This is a genomic window from Pseudomonas sp. 21615526 (genome assembly GCF_013386245.1).
Taxonomy (GTDB): Bacteria; Pseudomonadota; Gammaproteobacteria; order Pseudomonadales; family Pseudomonadaceae; genus Aquipseudomonas.
The window spans coordinates 186,777-201,411 of the sequence record NZ_JACAOM010000002.1; the positions used below are offsets into that span (position 1 = coordinate 186,777).

Consider the following 14,635-nt stretch of genomic DNA (forward strand, 5'->3'; position numbering starts at 1 on the left):
ACGACGCTGTGCGTTGCCGGGCTTAAAACAAAAAGCGTTGTTACAAGACGCAGGAGAACTACCGATGACCTTGTTGTTGGGACTGGATTTCGGAACAGGTGGGGTGCGGGCTGGTTTGTATGACCTGCACAGCCACAAACTGGTACACGTCGCCGAGGCGCCGTATGCCACGCAATACCCGCAGTTGGGTTGGGCCGAGCAGGCGCCGGCGGACTGGTGGTCGGCGCTGGGCAAGGCCTGCCGGCAGTTGATGGCCCAGGCCGGGCACCCGCAGGTGGCGGCGGTGTGCGTCGCCACCACAGCCTCCACCGTGGTGGTTGCCCAGGCGGACGGCCAACCCCTGGCCCCGGCGTTGTTATGGATGGATTGCCGCGCCGCTGCCGAGTCGGCGCGCACCGCCCACGTCAGCCACCCGATGATGAACCAGGGCGGTGACGCGGTGGAATGGCTGGTGCCCAAGGCCATGTGGCTGGCCGAGCACGAGCCTCAGGTTTACCAGCGCGCCGAGCGTATTTGCGAGGCCGTGGACTGGATCAACTTTCAGTTGACCGGGCGCTGGGTCGCCTCCCAATTGAATGCCAGTTGCAAGTGGAATTACGACACCCTGCAGCAGCGTTTTCCGGTGGAATTGTACGCCGAACTGGGCGTGCCTGAACTGGCGCAAAAACTCCCTCAGGAAGTGATCAAGGTCGGTGGGCGGATCGGCCCTTTGAGCGCCGATGCCGCCAATCATCTGGGCCTGAGCCGCGACACCCTGGTGGCCCAGGGCGGAATCGACGCCCACATGGCAATGCTCAGTGCCGGCACCACTGGCGCCGGCGAGCTGTTGTTTATCGGCGGTACCTCGGTGGTGCAACTGATGCACACCCCGCAACGCATCGACGTACCGGGCATCTGGGGCCCGTACCCCGGCGCCTTGCTCGACGGCCAATGGTTGATGGAAGGCGGGCAAGTCTCCGCCGGTTCGATCCTCAACTGGCTGGCGCAAAAGATGTTCGGCCTCGACGATGCCGGGCACCAGCGCCTGATCCGCCAGGCCGCAGAACTGCAGCCCGGCTCCACCGGCTTGCTGGTGCTCGATTACTGGATGGGCAACCGTACACCGTACCGCTCACCGGACATGCGCGGCGCGATCATGGGCCTGTCGCTGAACCATGACCGGCATGACCTGTACCGCGCCTCGGTGGAAGCGATTGCCCTGGGCTCGGCGAACATCTTTCACACCTGGCGCTCCGAGGGCATCGAGATCACCCGGGTGGTCGCCGCCGGTGGTTTCCAGAAGAACCCGTTGTGGTTGCAGGCCACGGTGGATGCCACCGGTGTGCCGTTCGAAATGGTGCCCCACGACAACCTCACCCTGATCGGCACCGCCGCCGCTGCCGCCTGCGCCCTCGGCGAGTTCGGCACCTTGCAGGAAGCCGCTACCGACTTCACCACCATCGGCCGGCTGATCGAGCCCGACCCTTACGCCCACGAGCAATACATCGAGCTGTTGGGCCGCTACCGCGCCGCCACCGACAGCGTCGCGCCCATCAGTTGCAAGCCACCGGCGAACCGCACGCTCGGCGTAAGGCCGGCAGCATGAGCGCCCATCCTGAAGAAACGTTTGCCACGCGGTTGTCGGCCGATTCCCAGCGTGATGACTTGATGGTCCAGGTGGCCAAGCTGTATTACGACCTGGAAAAGACCCAAAGCGATATCTCCCGGGAGACCGGCCTGACCCGCTGGCAAGTCAGCCGCTTGCTGCGCGAGGCGCGGGATTGCGGGGTGGTGCGCATCGATATCGTCGCCCGCTCGGCGCGCTTGCCGCAGCTGGAAGTAGCCTTGCAACGGCGTTTCGGCCTGCGTGAAGCATTGGTGCTGGATGTGGAAGATGCCGACACCGCGCTGAACGTGGTGACCCAGGCCGCCGCCCGTTACCTGTGCAACTTGCAGCCGATGCCGGCGCTGATCGGCGTGTCGTGGGGCCGCACCCTGACCAAAATGGCCCAGTGGCTGGTGCCGCGCTGGAACGAGGGGGTCAACGTGGTGCTGCTGAACGGCGCGATCAATACCCGTTCGATGGGCGAGTCCAGCCATAACGTCGCCGAGCGCTTCGCCCAGGCTGCCCGTGGCCAGGCCACGTTGCTGCCGGTGCCGGCGATTCTCGGGCATGCGCATACCCGCGAGGCGCTGGAGCAGGACCCGGTGATCGCCCAGGTATTGCGCCTCGGGCAACAGGCGCCGGTGGCGTGTTTCAGCCTGGGGGAGTTGTCTGATCATTCGGTGTTGATGGAGTCGGGTTACATCGACCGGCCATTGCTCGAAGAGCTGGAACGCCTGGGCGCCGTCGGCGACATCATGGGCCGCTTTATCGGCATGGACGGTGAACCGGTGATGCCCGAACTCGACGCCCGCACCCTGGGCCTGCCGTTGGCCGCCTTGCGCGACAAGGCCTGGTCCATTGCCGTGTGCGTTGGCGCGCAAAAGCACCGCATCGTCCACGCCAGCGTCAAGGCCGGCTATGTCAATGTGCTGGCCACCGACGCGGCCACCGCCCGCTATTTGCTGGAGCAGGATCATGAGTGAGTTGGCCCTGGATATCCGTCATGTCAGCAAGCGTTTTCCGCCCAATGTGGTGGCGCTGACCGATGCCTCCCTCGACGTTCGGCCCGGTGAGGTGCATTGCCTGCTGGGTGCCAATGGCGCGGGCAAAAGTACCCTGTTGAAAATCGTCGCCGGCGCCCATCGCCCGGATGGCGGCGAGATGTCGGTGGCGGGCCGGCGGGTGGAACTGAAGAATCCGCAACAGGCGCGCCAGGCCGGGATCGCGATGATCTATCAGGAGCTCGACCTGATCCCGCAGATGACCGTCGAAGAGAACCTGATGCTCGGCTATGCGCCCCAGCGCTTCGGGATTATTTCCCGGGGCAAGCGCAGTGCGTTGGCCAAGGCCGCGCTTTTGCGGGTCGGGGCCAACTTCTCGAGTTCCGACCGGGTGGGCAGCCTGTCGATTGCCAACCAGCAATTGGCGGCCATCGCCCGGGCACTGACCTGTGAGGCCCGGCTGGTGGTGATGGATGAGCCTTCGGCGGCGCTGAACGAGACCGAACTCAAGCGGGTGTTCCAGGTGATTCGCGAGATCACTGCGGCGGGTGTGGCGGTGCTGTATGTCAGCCACCGCTTGAATGAAATTCGCGAGATCGGCGACCGGGTCACGGTGCTGCGTGCCGGGCGAACCCTGCAAACCCACGAGCTGGCGCAGATCGACGACCAGGCGCTGATCGCCGCCGTGGTCGGCGAGCACCGCGACCTGCTGGAACGCAGCCCGCGTCAGGCGCCGCGGGACAACCTGGCGCTGAATATTCGCCGCCTTCAAGGCGAGCAGGGCCTGGACGTGCAGGGGCTGGAAGTGCGCCAGGGCGAAATTGTCGGGCTTGCCGGGCTTAACGGGGCAGGGCGCAGCACGTTGCTCAAAGCCTTGTTTGGCGTGGGGCGCAACGACAGCGATGTTGAACTGTTTGGCCAGCCTTATCAGCCGCAAACCTCGCGCCAGGCGATCCGCCAGGGCGTCGGGTTGGTGCCGGAAAACCGCAAGACCGAAGGCCTGCTGCTGGATGCGCCCATCTACCGCAATGCCTGCCTGGTGCACACCCGGCACTTGAACTGGTTTTCCCATCGCCAGGCCAAGGACCGCGCCGGCCCGGTGCTGCAGCGCTTGCAGACCAAGCTCGACAACCTTGAGCAACCGGTACGCCAGCTCTCCGGCGGCAATCAACAGAAGGTGGTCATGGCCAAGTGGGTGATCGACGGCGCGCGCCTGTTGCTGCTGGACGAGCCCAGTCGTGGCCTGGATGTCGGCGCCAAGGCCGACCTGTATGCCCTGGCCCGCAGCCTGGCGCAGGAAGGGGCGGCGGTGCTGGTCGCCAGCAGCGAGCTGGACGAGTTGTACGTCAATTGCGACCGCATCTGGGTGATGCATGAGGGGCGCAACGCGCTGTGTTTCGACCCCTTGACTGCCAGTCGCGACCAGATCGACCAGGCCATCCTTATCGGTAGAACGAGTGTAGAACCATGACTATTGCAAGCAACCCAAGCCCGGTTTTCGATAAGCCCGTCACCCTCACCAGCCGCCGTCGCAGTGCGGTGCTGGAGTGGGTGATGCGCTACAACTTTGTGTTCATTTTCCTGTTTGCGGTGGTGGTGGCGACGTTCCTGTCGGACGACTTCCTGACCTTCGGCAACATCGCTAACCTGTTCCAGCAGGGGGCGATTGTCGGGATCATCGCCATCGGCATGACCTTCGTTATCCTTACGGCCAATATCGACCTGTCGGTGGGCAGCCTGTGTGCCTTCGGCGGCATCCTGGTGGCGGTGCTCCTGCAGCAGCAGGTCAGCGGCTGGCTGGCGGTGCCGGCCACGTTGCTGGTGGGACTGGCCATCGGCACCTTGATGGGCAGCCTCACGGTGTTTGGCAAGGTGCCGAGTTTTATCATCACCCTGGCCGGGCTGGTGTCGCTGCGCGGGGCCACCTTCCTGGCATCCGACGGTGCGCCGATTGGCGGATTGCCGGCCAGCTTCACCTCGTTCGGCTCGGCCATGATCGACATCTGGCCCAGCGCCGGCATTGCGTTTCCGGTGCTGGGGCTGATCTTTATCCTGATCACCGTCATCGCCTGGCTGGTGCTGCGCTACACGGTGTTTGGCGAGTATGTGCTGGCCACCGGCGGCAACCTGGAGGCTGCGCGGCTGTCCGGCGTGCCGGTGCGGGCGGTGACGATTGCGGTGTTCGCCATCTGCGGCGGCCTGGCAGCATTCGCCGGCTTGTTGATGACCTCACGCCTGCACGTCGGCCAACCGACCGCTGCCCAGGGCCTGGAACTGGATGCAATTGCCGCCGTGGTGCTGGGTGGCACAAGCCTGTTCGGCGGGCGCGGCAGCGTGGTAGGCACGGCGGTGGCGGTGATGCTGCTGCAGGTGTTGCGCAATATCTTCAACCTGCTGGGGCTGGGCTCGTTCTACCAGATGGCGATCACCGGGGTGATCATCGTGCTGGCGATTTTGCTCAACCGCTTGATCGACCATTACGCCGGGCGCACTTGAGGACACCGTGATGAATGCATCGCTACCCGCGCCGATCAAGGCCGTGATCTTCGACATGGACGGCCTGCTGCTCGACACCGAAGGCATCTACACCGAAGTCACCCAACTGATTGCCGACCGCTACGGCCGCACCTTTGACTGGAGCATGAAGCAGAACACCATTGGCCTGGGGGCTTATGAACTGGCCAGCTATATCGTGCAGGCCGTGGGCTTGCCGATGAGCCCCGAGGCGTTCTTGCAGGAACGCACACCATTGATGAATGCGCGGTTTCCCCAGGCGGCGGCCATGGCCGGGGCCCAGGCGCTGGTGCGGCATTTGTCGGCCCACGGTGTGCCGATTGCGGTGGGTACCAGTTCGTCGCGGCACTATTTCGAACTGAAAACCACCTTGCACCGCGACTGGTTCTGCTTGTTCGATGCCATCGTCACCGCCGATGACCCTCAGGTAGGCGCTGCCAAGCCGGCGCCGGATATCTTCCTGGTGGCCGCCCAGCGACTGGGAGTGACGCCCGCTGAATGCCTGGTGTTCGAGGATTCCCCATTCGGTATCACTGCGGCCAAGGCGGCCGGCATGTACGCCGTGGCCATCCCGGACCCGGCGATGCCGCAGGAGAAGTTCCTGCATGCGGATGGAAGACTGCTGAGCCTGGAGGCGTTTGACCTCGCGCGATGGGGGTTGCCAGCCTACGGCTGACTCGACGTCCGGTAGGCTTCCTCGTCGTCAGCGGGTGTATGGTAGACCGGTCAAACACCTGGATTATCTCTGGAGAGAGAGGTGACTATGAGCACTCCCATGCTGAACAAGCTGCATCTCAACGGTTATGACATCGTGCAGGTCAACAGCGGCCCGTGGCGCGTCTGTACCAAGGCTGATCGCCTGGCATCCTTCGGTTCCCGTGAGCAGGCGCTGGCGTATGCCGCGGCGCTACCGGGTTACAAGGCACGGTCGAGGCCAGTGGCCAATGATGCATGAGCCCTCAACAGCCTCGGTCAATCCGGGGCTTTTTATTGGCACCCAATTGAGCAACACATGACCGGTGGCGAGGGAGCTTGCTCCCGCTGGAGTGCGAAGCGCTCCCAGGATTTTGGGGCCGCTACGCAGCCCAACGGGAGCAAGCTCCCTCGCCACACAGAGGATATTTTGGGATGATTCGCAGCTGATCAGCCCGTAGGAACCTGTCATGTCCCTGGCAACCTTATTTCTGTTCGTCATGATGAGCGCCGCGATTATCGCGATACCTGGCCCGACGGTTCTGTTGGCCCTGCAAAATGGTTCGCGCCATGGTTTGCAGGCGGCGTTCTGGGGCATGGCCGGGGCGGTGTTGGCCGACGCGTTGCTGGTGACGGCGGTGGCGTGTGGCCTGGGATTGCTGCTGGCGGCCAGCGAAGGGCTGTTTCAGGCGCTGAAATGGATCGGTTCGGCGTACCTCATCTGGATCGGCTGGCAGATGTTGCGATCACCCCAGGCGGCGTTGCCATCGGTGGGCGAAGGTGAGGACGGCGGCACCCGCTCGGCGAGTATTTTCACCCGCAGTTTCCTGGTGGCGATTTCCAATCCCAAGGCGTTGTTGTTCATGTCGGCATTCCTGCCGCAATTTGTCGACAGCACCCAGGCGCAACTGCCGCAGTACGCGTGCCTGTTGCTGGCGCTGTGCGTGCTCAATGTCAGCATCATGATGTTCTACGCGGTATGCGGGGCACGCTTGCTCAGTCGCCTGCGGCCCGCACATTTGCAGCATTTCAACCGTGGGGCGGGTGGGTTGTTGATGACGATGGGCGTGCTGTTGGCCGCTTACCGTCGTGCCCCGGCTGCGTAACTTAAACGAATGGCTGGCCGTGGAACCCGCGTGGCAGGCGCTGACGGCCTGGCAGGTCGGTCAGGCGCTGGGTCCAGGCACTGCGCCAGTCACCGGCGGCATGGGCGGTTTTGGACTTGCGCGCGGCACGCCGAGCGGCGTTGCGTTGGGTGCGGCGGGCTTCCTTGAAGACTTCGGTGTTACGGCAGGTACGGCACTTGACCCGATTCAGCTCGGTGCTGGAAGGGAGGTTGTTGCCGTGATGACCGCAGGCAAGATGCCCGGCGACCTTGAAGTGAATGACCATGTAAGCGTCTCCTTCTTGGGGGATGCGTCGCATCGGTAATCTGCTGATGCGCGCGGGCAGGGCGGGGCAGCCATTGGCTGATGTTCACCGCTCTGTCTTTTATGACAGTTCGCTGCTCCATGCGTTCGGTAATGCAAGCTGGCACTGCTGTTCGCGACGCACCCGCTCGTTTATCCTCCGGTCACACACACAATGTGACTGGAGTGGAAGATGAGCAATCAAGAGTCCCAGGAAGGCGGCTGCCGTTGTGACCGGGTGCGTTTTACCGTGACCGAAAAACCATTGATCACCATGGCGTGCCACTGCACTGGGTGCCAGAAGATGTCATCCAGCGCGTTCTCGCTGAGCGCGCTGATCCCCAGCCACGGATTCACCATCACCCAGGGCAACCCGGTGATCGGCGGGTTGCATGGCGTAGACCGCCACTACTGCTGCCCCCACTGCATGAGTTGGATGTTTTCCCGCCCCAATGGCGTGGAAGATCTGATCAACCTGCGCCCCACCATGCTGGATGACGCCAGCGGCTATGTGCCATTCATTGAAACCTGGACCAGTGAAAAGCTGCCGTGGGCGACTACCCCGGCACAGCACAGCTTTGCGCAGCTCCCGGAGAGGGAGAATTTCCCCGCGCTGATACAGGCGTACGCCGAGTACAGCGGCGGCTGAACTAGTCCATCAGTGCCAGCAGGTCGGTGTCGCCCACGTCGCGCCCGGCCTGGGTCAACAGCGTTGTCACCTGGCCCCGGTGGTGGGTCTGGTGATTGAAGAAGTGCACGAGCAGTGCATGAAAATTCTTGTTCATGGGCGTGCCCGCCATGTTGTGGTACTGCAGGGGCTGATCCAGGTCCGACTCACTGATCGACTGCACCCAGTCGATGATGAGCTGGTCGAGCCAGGCGCGGTGGGCCGACAGTTCACGGATATCGGCGAAGGCCAGTTGATTCAGACGTGGCGGCAACCCCAACGCGTCTAACTGTACCAGCGCGGCAAAGCCTGCTGGATGCTCGGCGAAACGCTTGAGCCAGACGCGATCACCCAGGGCGAGGTGGTTCAGCGTGCCAAGGATCGATCCGAAGAACGCGCCACGGTCGGCAATCAGCTCCTCGTCGCTCAGGCCATTGGCAGCGTTGTACACCTTGCGGTTCATCCACTGGTTGTAGGTCGCCATCAGGGCGATATGCTCGGTACGGGTCATCTCGGGGCTTCCTCCGGGTGCGATGGCGCCATGATAAAGCGAGCCTGCCGGGCGGTCATGGTGTTCTCGCGCAGCGCAGCTATTGTTGTTGATCTGGAACTCTGCGCCCTGGGAGGGTGACACCATGAATACCGGCGATCTACTGGAACAATTGCTGCGGGCGGGCCAGGCCTCGTCCAGCCAGCAGGGCGGCGCTGCACCCGGGTCTCAGGGCGGGCTCGGTGGTTTGGGCGGCTTGCTTGGCGGTTTGCTGGGCGGCAGCGGTGCTTCGGCTTCCGGCGGTGGCGGCCTTGGTGGCTTGCTCGGTGGCCTGGGCGGCATGCTCGGCGGAACCCGTGCGGCGCCTCAGGGGCGCACCGGCGGCACCAACTACGCGGCGCTGGCGTCGTTGGGGATGATGGCGTTCCAGGCGTATCAGGCCTGGCAGCGGCAACAGGCGTCGGCGCCGCAGCAGGCGTTGCAGACGGTTGACCAGTTGTCTGGCGCGCAGGTCGAAGAACACAGCCACGCCGTGCTGCGTGCATTGATCGCGGCAGCCAAGGCGGATGGCGAGATTGATGAGCGGGAGCAGCAGATGATCTCGGCCGAGATCGGCAAGCACACCGATGACCCGCAATTGCAGGCGTGGCTGGATGCCGAGGTGGCCAAACCGCTGAATGCGGCGGATTTTGCCGAGTTTGCCGGCGATCCGGCGGTGGCGTCGGAGGTGTACCTGGTCAGTGTGCTGCTGGTGGATGACCAGCGGGACGCGGAGCGCAATTATCTGGATGAGCTGGCGGCGCAGTTGAAGATTGATCCTGCGTTGCAGGTGCATCTGGAGCAGCAGGCCAAGGGGCAGGTTTAAATCGCTATTACGGTCATACCAAGCCTGTGGCGAGGGAGCTTGCTCCCGCTGGAGTGCGAAGCGCTCCCAAAGATTCCGGCGCCGCTACGCAGCCCAGCGGGAGCAAGCTCCCTCGCCACAGCAAGCTCCCTCGCCACAGGGATCATCGTCTGCGGGTTAGAACCGCAGTGTGGCCCCCGTCGTGAGCCATTGATGCTGATCCCCGATCAAACTGCGTCCTACCACCAGGTCCACGTCCACATTCTTGCCGATATGCATCCTCGGCCCGGCTTGCCACGCCTGGTCGCCGCCTTGCTGGCCGTAGCGTTCGGCGATCAGTGTCAGTGAGTCCATCAGGCTGTATTCAAACCCGGTGCCCCAGGTCGGCCGATGGGTCTGGTCGCCGTCGTTATAGGCGTGGCTCCAGCCGGCGTTGAAGTTAAGCCGCAGGGCCTCCATGGGCTGCCAGGTAAACGGCACATTCAAGTCCGCGCCATCAAACGAGTGCTGGCGGTTCAGCGCGTAATGCACGCCGGCAGACGCGGCCAGTTCCAGGCCCAGGTCTTCCCGGGCCCACAACTGCGCCTTGAGCTGCGGATTCACTTGGGTTTCGCCGTCGCCATCATGGTTGGCCCGGGACACGGCGGCAGTCCACTGCAACCAAGGAATGGCAGCGGAGGTGCAGGCCGGCGCCAGGGTTTCACTGTGGGTTGAGCCCGCGTGCCGGTTGGCGGTGAACCAGGCGTCGACATTGCATTCGCCCGGGGCGTTGATTGCGCCGTCGTCGACCACGTAGGAGCCGCCTGCCGCATGGGCATTCGACATCAGGCTGAGCACCAGCATGATGCCCGCGGTCACGCCGACGAAAATCAGGTTGCGCCGCACTGCCCGAAGCTTGGAGGCGGGCAGGGGATGGAAGGTAACGTGGGTGGTGCGGTTGCGGTATTTAGTGAAACCGTCAGGGGTGTGTTTCTTGTACATGGTGAACCTCGATCAACAGCCGGTGGCGCGCCCCGACCGGACTTGGCAGGGACGCGCCGTGTTTCAAATAGAAAAAAGTGTGCAACGGGGTACCGCTACAGCGGGGTTCTTCGTTCATGCCTGGATACTCCAATAAGGGTTGATTCAGCTGTCTACAGTCAGCACATGGATGCCACTGGCCCTGGCCTGGCTCACCAGTTCCGAGGTGTCGTCGCCACCGGGCAGCGCGATGATCACGTCGGGCCGGCTGTCGGTGAGCATGAACTGGTTGCGATGGCGTTCGGCCTGCTTGCCATGGCGTTGCCAGTTGGGTGGGTAACGCACCACATCCACTCCGGTTTCCCGGGCCCAGTCTTCCACGTCGCTGCCCAGGAACTGGCTGCCACCGTGGATCAACACCTGCACCGGGCGCAGGCGGTGGTAGGCGTCCAGCACCTGGCGGGACATTTTTGTATCGGCGTAATGACGACCTGCACAGATCAAGACGCGCATGGTGATCTTTCCTTGTAGTGCGTATTGCCATTTATCGACGCGGGCGCAGCAAGCGGATGCAGGTGCTGTTCAAGCTGCTGGAAAAACCCAGCATGAAGCGCATTTCCACGGCGCTGAGCACGTTGCGCACGTACAGCCGTACGCCCAGCACCATCACTGCCTTGGCCGCCTGGGCGAGGCCGAACACCAGCAGCGCGCGAGCAACGTTGTCGAGGTAGCTCATAAGTGTGTTCATTGTCTGTCTCCGCGTGCACTGGCTATCTACCGATAGCCAGCGCTTTCAGGGGCGGTTGATCAGTACCACTGCTTGAAGCGGCGGATGTAGAGGGTTTTCATCAGTTGTGCCACGCAGCAGTAGGCGACCAGGGTGCCCACCAGCCATGGGAAGTACGCCAGTGGCAGCGGCTCCAGGCCAACCATCGCGCCCAGCGGCGAGAACGGTACGTAGATGCCCAGCCCGATCACGATGCAGGTCATCATCATCACCGGCCATGCGGCGTTGCTCTGGAAGAACGGGATCTTGCGGGTGCGCAGCATGTGCACCACCAGGGTTTGCGAGAGCAGCCCCTCGATGAACCAGCCAGACTGGAACAGGGTCTGCATTTCCACGCTGTTGGCCGAGAACACGTACCACATCAGGGCAAAGGTGGTCATGTCGAAGATCGACGAGGTCGGCCCGATCCAGATCATGAAGCGGCCAATGTTTTTCGCGTCCCACTTGCGTGGCTTGGCCAGGTATTCCTTGTCCATCTTGTCCCACGGCAAGGCCAGCTGGGAGATGTCGTACATCAGGTTCTGCAGCAGCAGGTGGATCGACAGCATCGGCAGGAACGGGATGAACGCACTGGCCACCAGCACCGAGAACACGTTGCCGAAGTTGGAACTGGCGGTCATGTTCAGGTACTTCATGATATTGCCGAAGGTCTCGCGGCCTTTCAGCACGCCTTCTTCCAGCACCATCAGGCTCTTTTCCAGCAGGATGATGTCGGCGGATTCCTTGGCAATGTCCGTCGCGCTGTCCACCGAGATGCCCACGTCGGCATCCCGCAAGGCCGGAGCGTCGTTGATGCCGTCGCCGAGGAAGCCCACGGTGTGGCCGTTGGACTGCAAGGTCTTGAGCACCCGCGACTTCTGCAGCGGCGTCAGCTTGGCGAACACCGTGCGCTCCTCGACCCGCAGCTTGAGGGTGGCGTCGTCCATCGCTTCGATTTCCGTCCCCAGCAACGGTACGCCTGGCTCCAGGCCGACCTGGCGGCAGATCTTGCTGGTGACGATGGCGTTGTCGCCGGTGAGCACTTTGACCGCCACGCCAATTTCGCGCAGGGCAGCGATCGCCGGGCCAGCGGTTTCCTTTGGTGGATCAAGGAAGGTCAGGAAGCCACGGATCACCAGGTTGCGCTCATCGGCCGTGGTGTACTGCTTGCGGGCGAGTGCCTGGGGAATGTTGCGGGTTGCCAGCACCAGCACCCGGAAGCCGTCCTCGTTGTAGTCCTGGGCAATCGCCAGCAACTCGTTGCGACGCCGATCATCCAGCTCGACGGCCACGTCGCCTTCCATCACGTGGGTGGAAATGCTCAGCATCTCCTCGACCGCACCCTTGCACACCAGCAGGTGATCGTTTTGCGCGTCCTTGACCACGATCGACAGGCGACGGCGAATAAAGTCGAACGGCAACTCATCCACCTTGCTGTAGGCAAACGGCACCTGAAACTTCGGATTCTGCTCGGAGAACTGTACGACCGCCTGGTCCATCAGGTTCTTCATGCCGCTCTGGTGATGGCTGTTGAGCCAGGCCAGGGTCAGCACTGAATCATCACGGTTGCCAAAGGCGTTGACGTGGTGCTCGAGGATGATCTTGTCCTGGGTCAGGGTGCCGGTCTTGTCGGTGCACAGCACGTCCATCGAACCGAAGTTCTGGATCGCGTTGAGGCGCTTGACCACCAGCTTGCGCTTGGCCATGGCGGTTGCACCCTTGGCCAGGTTGGCGCTGACGATCATCGGCAGCATTTCCGGGGTGAGGCCTACCGCCACTGCCAGGGCGAACAGCAACGCGTCGCTCCAGTCACCCTTGGAGAAACCGTTGAGGAAGAACACGATCGGCGTCATTACCAGCATGAAGCGGATCAACAGCCAGCTGACGCTGTTCACCCCGCGGTCAAATGCGGTTTGCACTCGGGAGCCGACAATCGCCTTGGCCAGCGAGCCAAAGTAGGTGCGCGGGCCGGTGGCAACCACCACGGCTTTCGCCCGGCCGCTGACCACGTTGGTGCCCATGAAACAGATGTTCGGCAGGTCCAGCAGGTTGCCCTGGTCGGCCGCCGTGGACGTGGCGGATTTTTGCGTCACATCCCCGAGGGTGTCGTACTTCTCTACCGGCAAGGCTTCGCCGGTCAGCACGGCCTGGCTGATGAACAGGTCACGGGACTCGATCAGGCGGATGTCGGCCGGGATCATGTCGCCGGCAGACAGTTGCACGATATCGCCGGCCACCAGGTCGCGCATCGGCACTTCCCGCAGGGTCGGCTTGGAGCCCACTTGCTCGCGGCGCAACACCGTGGCGGTGGTACGCACCATGGCCTTCAAGGCCTCGGCGGACTTGGCCGAACGATGCTCCTGCCAGAAGCGCAGCAGGCTGCTGAGCATGACCATGGTCATGATAATGATGACCTTGGTCAGGTCGGCTTCTTCACCGGCCTGCAGTGGCAGCCAGTAGTCAGTGAAGAAACTGATGGCGCCGAGGGTCAGCAGCACATAGATGAACGGGTTGTTCAGGGCCTGGAGGAATTGCACGATGGCGTGAGGCGGCTTGTCGTGGGCCACCTCGTTGTAGCCTTCACGTTGCAGGCGAGCAGAGGCATCCAGTTCGGTCAGGCCATCCTTGGTTGCCCGGACATTGGCGAGGGTTGCCGAGAGGCCGTTCTGGGCTTCGCGGGCAGCACGCATCGACAGCTTGGTGTCGGTATCCGTGCCGTTTTTCTTGTGCAGTTTCGGGTTTTTTACTGCGCTCATTGTGTGTACTCCTGTCGCCAATTTTTCGACAAAACATACCCGGTACTTACCTGATGACAGGCGAGCGAAAGCATGCCGAGTCGCTGACTTCGCGATCGGTTTAAATAAAGTGTTGGGTAACTTTCTACAGGCCCGCTAACAGCGCGTTAGTTAACTAACGCGCAGCGGGCTACTACTGGCTTCGTCCATAGAGAACTCCAGCTAATCAAGTAACGGATAATCAGGAAGTTGCTGTTTCCAGCTGGCTTATGCCGCGCGAGCGTCCACGTAGAGGCTCAGCATCAGGCTCGCTTGCGCGACCAGGCTGGAAACGTCCCGTCTCTGTGGGTCTTGAGGGTCGGCGTGATCCCATTGCTGGACCAGGTGGCCGGTGGTGGGGCAGATACGCCAGTGTGCCCGGGGAGTCGGGCACACGCGGGGGGATGAGGTCACAAAGGTGCTGCGGGTAGGGGAAAAGCCTACGGGCTCGCGGCACAATTTGGCACGCAGGGCGTTAGCCAGCGTACGCAGATCAGGTAAAACAATCAGTTGAAAGGTCATAACACACCTCGGGACCGGACTGGCATCCGGTGAGGCAGTTACGTTGGAGCGTCAGGCTCTAGCGCAGCTTACTCGGCCGGAACGGCGAGTCCCGTCATTTTTTCTGGGTTTGGCGCCCGATTCGCCGCATTCACGGTGATCGGACAACGACTAGATACTGTGTCCATTGGCTTCTTTTGTGAGGTTGAAAAATGGCCCTGAGTTGCAGGCACGGGGAATTTACTCAGGCAGTTGCCGGATGTCAACGTTTAATGACTTAAATTGTTACTGGTTCAGAGTTTGTTCAGATAGAAGGTTGGGGGAAGTTGCAATATCAAGTGTGCTTATTGATAAGTGGCCGGTGTGTGGAGGGTAGGTGAAGTAACAATAGCCGGATAACTTATTGCGGGGTTCCGAAGCCTGCGTTCGGC

At 62.5% G+C, this 14,635-nt stretch carries 16 protein-coding genes; 9 read left to right on the forward strand and 7 right to left on the reverse strand.

What is annotated here, in order from left to right; genetic code table 11:
- Nucleotides 1-64 precede the first annotated feature (64 nt).
- The 7 genes from HX786_RS01100 to HX786_RS01130 all read left to right on the forward strand — a co-directional run bounded on the left by HX786_RS01100 (nucleotide 65) and on the right by HX786_RS01130 (nucleotide 6,899).
- Nucleotides 65-1,585, forward strand: coding sequence for a ribulokinase (locus HX786_RS01100; protein WP_087693921.1), 1,521 nt, complete (start codon nucleotides 65-67; stop codon nucleotides 1,583-1,585).
- Nucleotides 1,582-2,568, forward strand: coding sequence for a sugar-binding transcriptional regulator (locus HX786_RS01105; RefSeq protein ID WP_003207750.1), 987 nt, complete (start codon nucleotides 1,582-1,584; stop codon nucleotides 2,566-2,568). Before HX786_RS01100 ends, HX786_RS01105 begins: the two co-directional genes overlap by 4 nt.
- A complete protein-coding gene (locus tag HX786_RS01110) occupies nucleotides 2,561-4,057 on the forward strand; it encodes a sugar ABC transporter ATP-binding protein (RefSeq protein WP_003207752.1) in 1,497 nt (498 codons plus the stop codon). The genes HX786_RS01105 and HX786_RS01110 overlap by 8 nt, the downstream gene beginning before the upstream one ends.
- The gene (locus tag HX786_RS01115; protein WP_003207754.1) at nucleotides 4,054-5,082 is read left to right on the forward strand and encodes an ABC transporter permease; all 1,029 of its coding nucleotides are present in this window, start codon (nucleotides 4,054-4,056) and stop codon (nucleotides 5,080-5,082) included. Before HX786_RS01110 ends, HX786_RS01115 begins: the two co-directional genes overlap by 4 nt.
- Before the next feature lie 10 nt (nucleotides 5,083-5,092).
- Entirely contained in the window at nucleotides 5,093-5,776 is a 684-nt protein-coding gene (locus HX786_RS01120; protein ID WP_178911610.1) for an HAD-IA family hydrolase, read from the forward strand.
- A gap of 87 nt (nucleotides 5,777-5,863) precedes the next feature.
- A complete protein-coding gene (locus HX786_RS01125; protein ID WP_023658809.1) occupies nucleotides 5,864-6,055 on the forward strand; it encodes a hypothetical protein in 192 nt (63 codons plus the stop codon).
- A 208-nt stretch (nucleotides 6,056-6,263) separates the two neighbouring features.
- Nucleotides 6,264-6,899, forward strand: a complete 636-nt coding sequence (locus HX786_RS01130) for a LysE family translocator (RefSeq protein WP_008435048.1) — start codon at nucleotides 6,264-6,266, stop codon at nucleotides 6,897-6,899.
- A 1-nt stretch (nucleotide 6,900) separates the two neighbouring features.
- Here HX786_RS01130 and HX786_RS01135 read toward each other — a convergent pair whose 3' ends face one another.
- Entirely contained in the window at nucleotides 6,901-7,185 is a 285-nt protein-coding gene (locus HX786_RS01135) for a hypothetical protein (protein ID WP_003207761.1), read from the reverse strand.
- A gap of 210 nt (nucleotides 7,186-7,395) precedes the next feature.
- Here HX786_RS01135 and HX786_RS01140 point away from each other — a divergent pair, with 210 nt between their 5' ends.
- Complete coding sequence (locus HX786_RS01140) at nucleotides 7,396-7,851, forward strand: GFA family protein (RefSeq protein ID WP_003207766.1); 456 nt, start codon at nucleotides 7,396-7,398, stop codon at nucleotides 7,849-7,851.
- 1 nt (nucleotide 7,852) lies between these two features.
- Here the strand turns inward: HX786_RS01140 and HX786_RS01145 are convergent, their stop codons facing one another.
- Nucleotides 7,853-8,380, reverse strand: coding sequence for a DinB family protein (locus tag HX786_RS01145; RefSeq protein ID WP_178911611.1), 528 nt, complete (start codon nucleotides 8,378-8,380; stop codon nucleotides 7,853-7,855).
- Between the two features lie 124 nt (nucleotides 8,381-8,504).
- On the opposite strand from HX786_RS01145, the gene HX786_RS01150 reads away from it, so the two are divergent.
- Nucleotides 8,505-9,224 carry a tellurite resistance TerB family protein gene (locus HX786_RS01150; RefSeq protein ID WP_008435042.1) on the forward strand — a complete coding sequence of 240 codons (720 nt, stop codon included), beginning with the start codon at nucleotides 8,505-8,507 and terminating at the stop codon, nucleotides 9,222-9,224.
- A 156-nt stretch (nucleotides 9,225-9,380) separates the two neighbouring features.
- Here HX786_RS01150 and HX786_RS01155 read toward each other — a convergent pair whose 3' ends face one another.
- The 5 genes from HX786_RS01155 to HX786_RS01175 form a co-directional block, all read right to left on the reverse strand.
- Nucleotides 9,381-10,184, reverse strand: coding sequence for a hypothetical protein (locus HX786_RS01155; protein WP_178911612.1), 804 nt, complete (start codon nucleotides 10,182-10,184; stop codon nucleotides 9,381-9,383).
- A gap of 144 nt (nucleotides 10,185-10,328) precedes the next feature.
- A complete protein-coding gene (locus tag HX786_RS01160; protein WP_003217865.1) occupies nucleotides 10,329-10,676 on the reverse strand; it encodes a DUF2493 domain-containing protein in 348 nt (115 codons plus the stop codon).
- Between the two features lie 31 nt (nucleotides 10,677-10,707).
- Entirely contained in the window at nucleotides 10,708-10,911 is a 204-nt protein-coding gene (locus HX786_RS01165) for a hypothetical protein (protein ID WP_256734770.1), read from the reverse strand.
- 59 nt (nucleotides 10,912-10,970) lie between these two features.
- Nucleotides 10,971-13,685: a magnesium-translocating P-type ATPase gene (gene mgtA / locus HX786_RS01170; RefSeq protein ID WP_178911613.1), complete on the reverse strand. Its 2,715-nt coding sequence runs from the start codon at nucleotides 13,683-13,685 to the stop codon at nucleotides 10,971-10,973.
- A 246-nt stretch (nucleotides 13,686-13,931) separates the two neighbouring features.
- Nucleotides 13,932-14,225: a hypothetical protein gene (locus HX786_RS01175; RefSeq protein WP_003219143.1), complete on the reverse strand. Its 294-nt coding sequence runs from the start codon at nucleotides 14,223-14,225 to the stop codon at nucleotides 13,932-13,934.
- Nucleotides 14,226-14,635 lie beyond the last annotated feature (410 nt).

What these genes read in the sequence shown, in the direction of transcription:
- HX786_RS01100 (WP_087693921.1), top strand. Translation starts at nt 65, where the DNA reads ATGACCTTGTTGTTGGGACTGGATTTCGGAACAGGTGGGGTGCGGGCT.
- HX786_RS01105 (WP_003207750.1), top strand. Translation starts at nt 1,582, where the DNA reads ATGAGCGCCCATCCTGAAGAAACGTTTGCCACGCGGTTGTCGGCCGAT.
- HX786_RS01110 (WP_003207752.1), top strand. Translation starts at nt 2,561, where the DNA reads ATGAGTGAGTTGGCCCTGGATATCCGTCATGTCAGCAAGCGTTTTCCG.
- HX786_RS01115 (WP_003207754.1), top strand. Translation starts at nt 4,054, where the DNA reads ATGACTATTGCAAGCAACCCAAGCCCGGTTTTCGATAAGCCCGTCACC.
- HX786_RS01120 (WP_178911610.1), top strand. Translation starts at nt 5,093, where the DNA reads ATGAATGCATCGCTACCCGCGCCGATCAAGGCCGTGATCTTCGACATG.
- HX786_RS01125 (WP_023658809.1), top strand. Translation starts at nt 5,864, where the DNA reads ATGAGCACTCCCATGCTGAACAAGCTGCATCTCAACGGTTATGACATC.
- HX786_RS01130 (WP_008435048.1), top strand. Translation starts at nt 6,264, where the DNA reads ATGTCCCTGGCAACCTTATTTCTGTTCGTCATGATGAGCGCCGCGATT.
- HX786_RS01135 (WP_003207761.1), bottom strand. Translation starts at nt 7,185, where the DNA reads ATGGTCATTCACTTCAAGGTCGCCGGGCATCTTGCCTGCGGTCATCAC.
- HX786_RS01140 (WP_003207766.1), top strand. Translation starts at nt 7,396, where the DNA reads ATGAGCAATCAAGAGTCCCAGGAAGGCGGCTGCCGTTGTGACCGGGTG.
- HX786_RS01145 (WP_178911611.1), bottom strand. Translation starts at nt 8,380, where the DNA reads ATGACCCGTACCGAGCATATCGCCCTGATGGCGACCTACAACCAGTGG.
- HX786_RS01150 (WP_008435042.1), top strand. Translation starts at nt 8,505, where the DNA reads ATGAATACCGGCGATCTACTGGAACAATTGCTGCGGGCGGGCCAGGCC.
- HX786_RS01155 (WP_178911612.1), bottom strand. Translation starts at nt 10,184, where the DNA reads ATGTACAAGAAACACACCCCTGACGGTTTCACTAAATACCGCAACCGC.
- HX786_RS01160 (WP_003217865.1), bottom strand. Translation starts at nt 10,676, where the DNA reads ATGCGCGTCTTGATCTGTGCAGGTCGTCATTACGCCGATACAAAAATG.
- HX786_RS01165 (WP_256734770.1), bottom strand. Translation starts at nt 10,911, where the DNA reads ATGAACACACTTATGAGCTACCTCGACAACGTTGCTCGCGCGCTGCTG.
- mgtA (WP_178911613.1), bottom strand. Translation starts at nt 13,685, where the DNA reads ATGAGCGCAGTAAAAAACCCGAAACTGCACAAGAAAAACGGCACGGAT.
- HX786_RS01175 (WP_003219143.1), bottom strand. Translation starts at nt 14,225, where the DNA reads ATGACCTTTCAACTGATTGTTTTACCTGATCTGCGTACGCTGGCTAAC.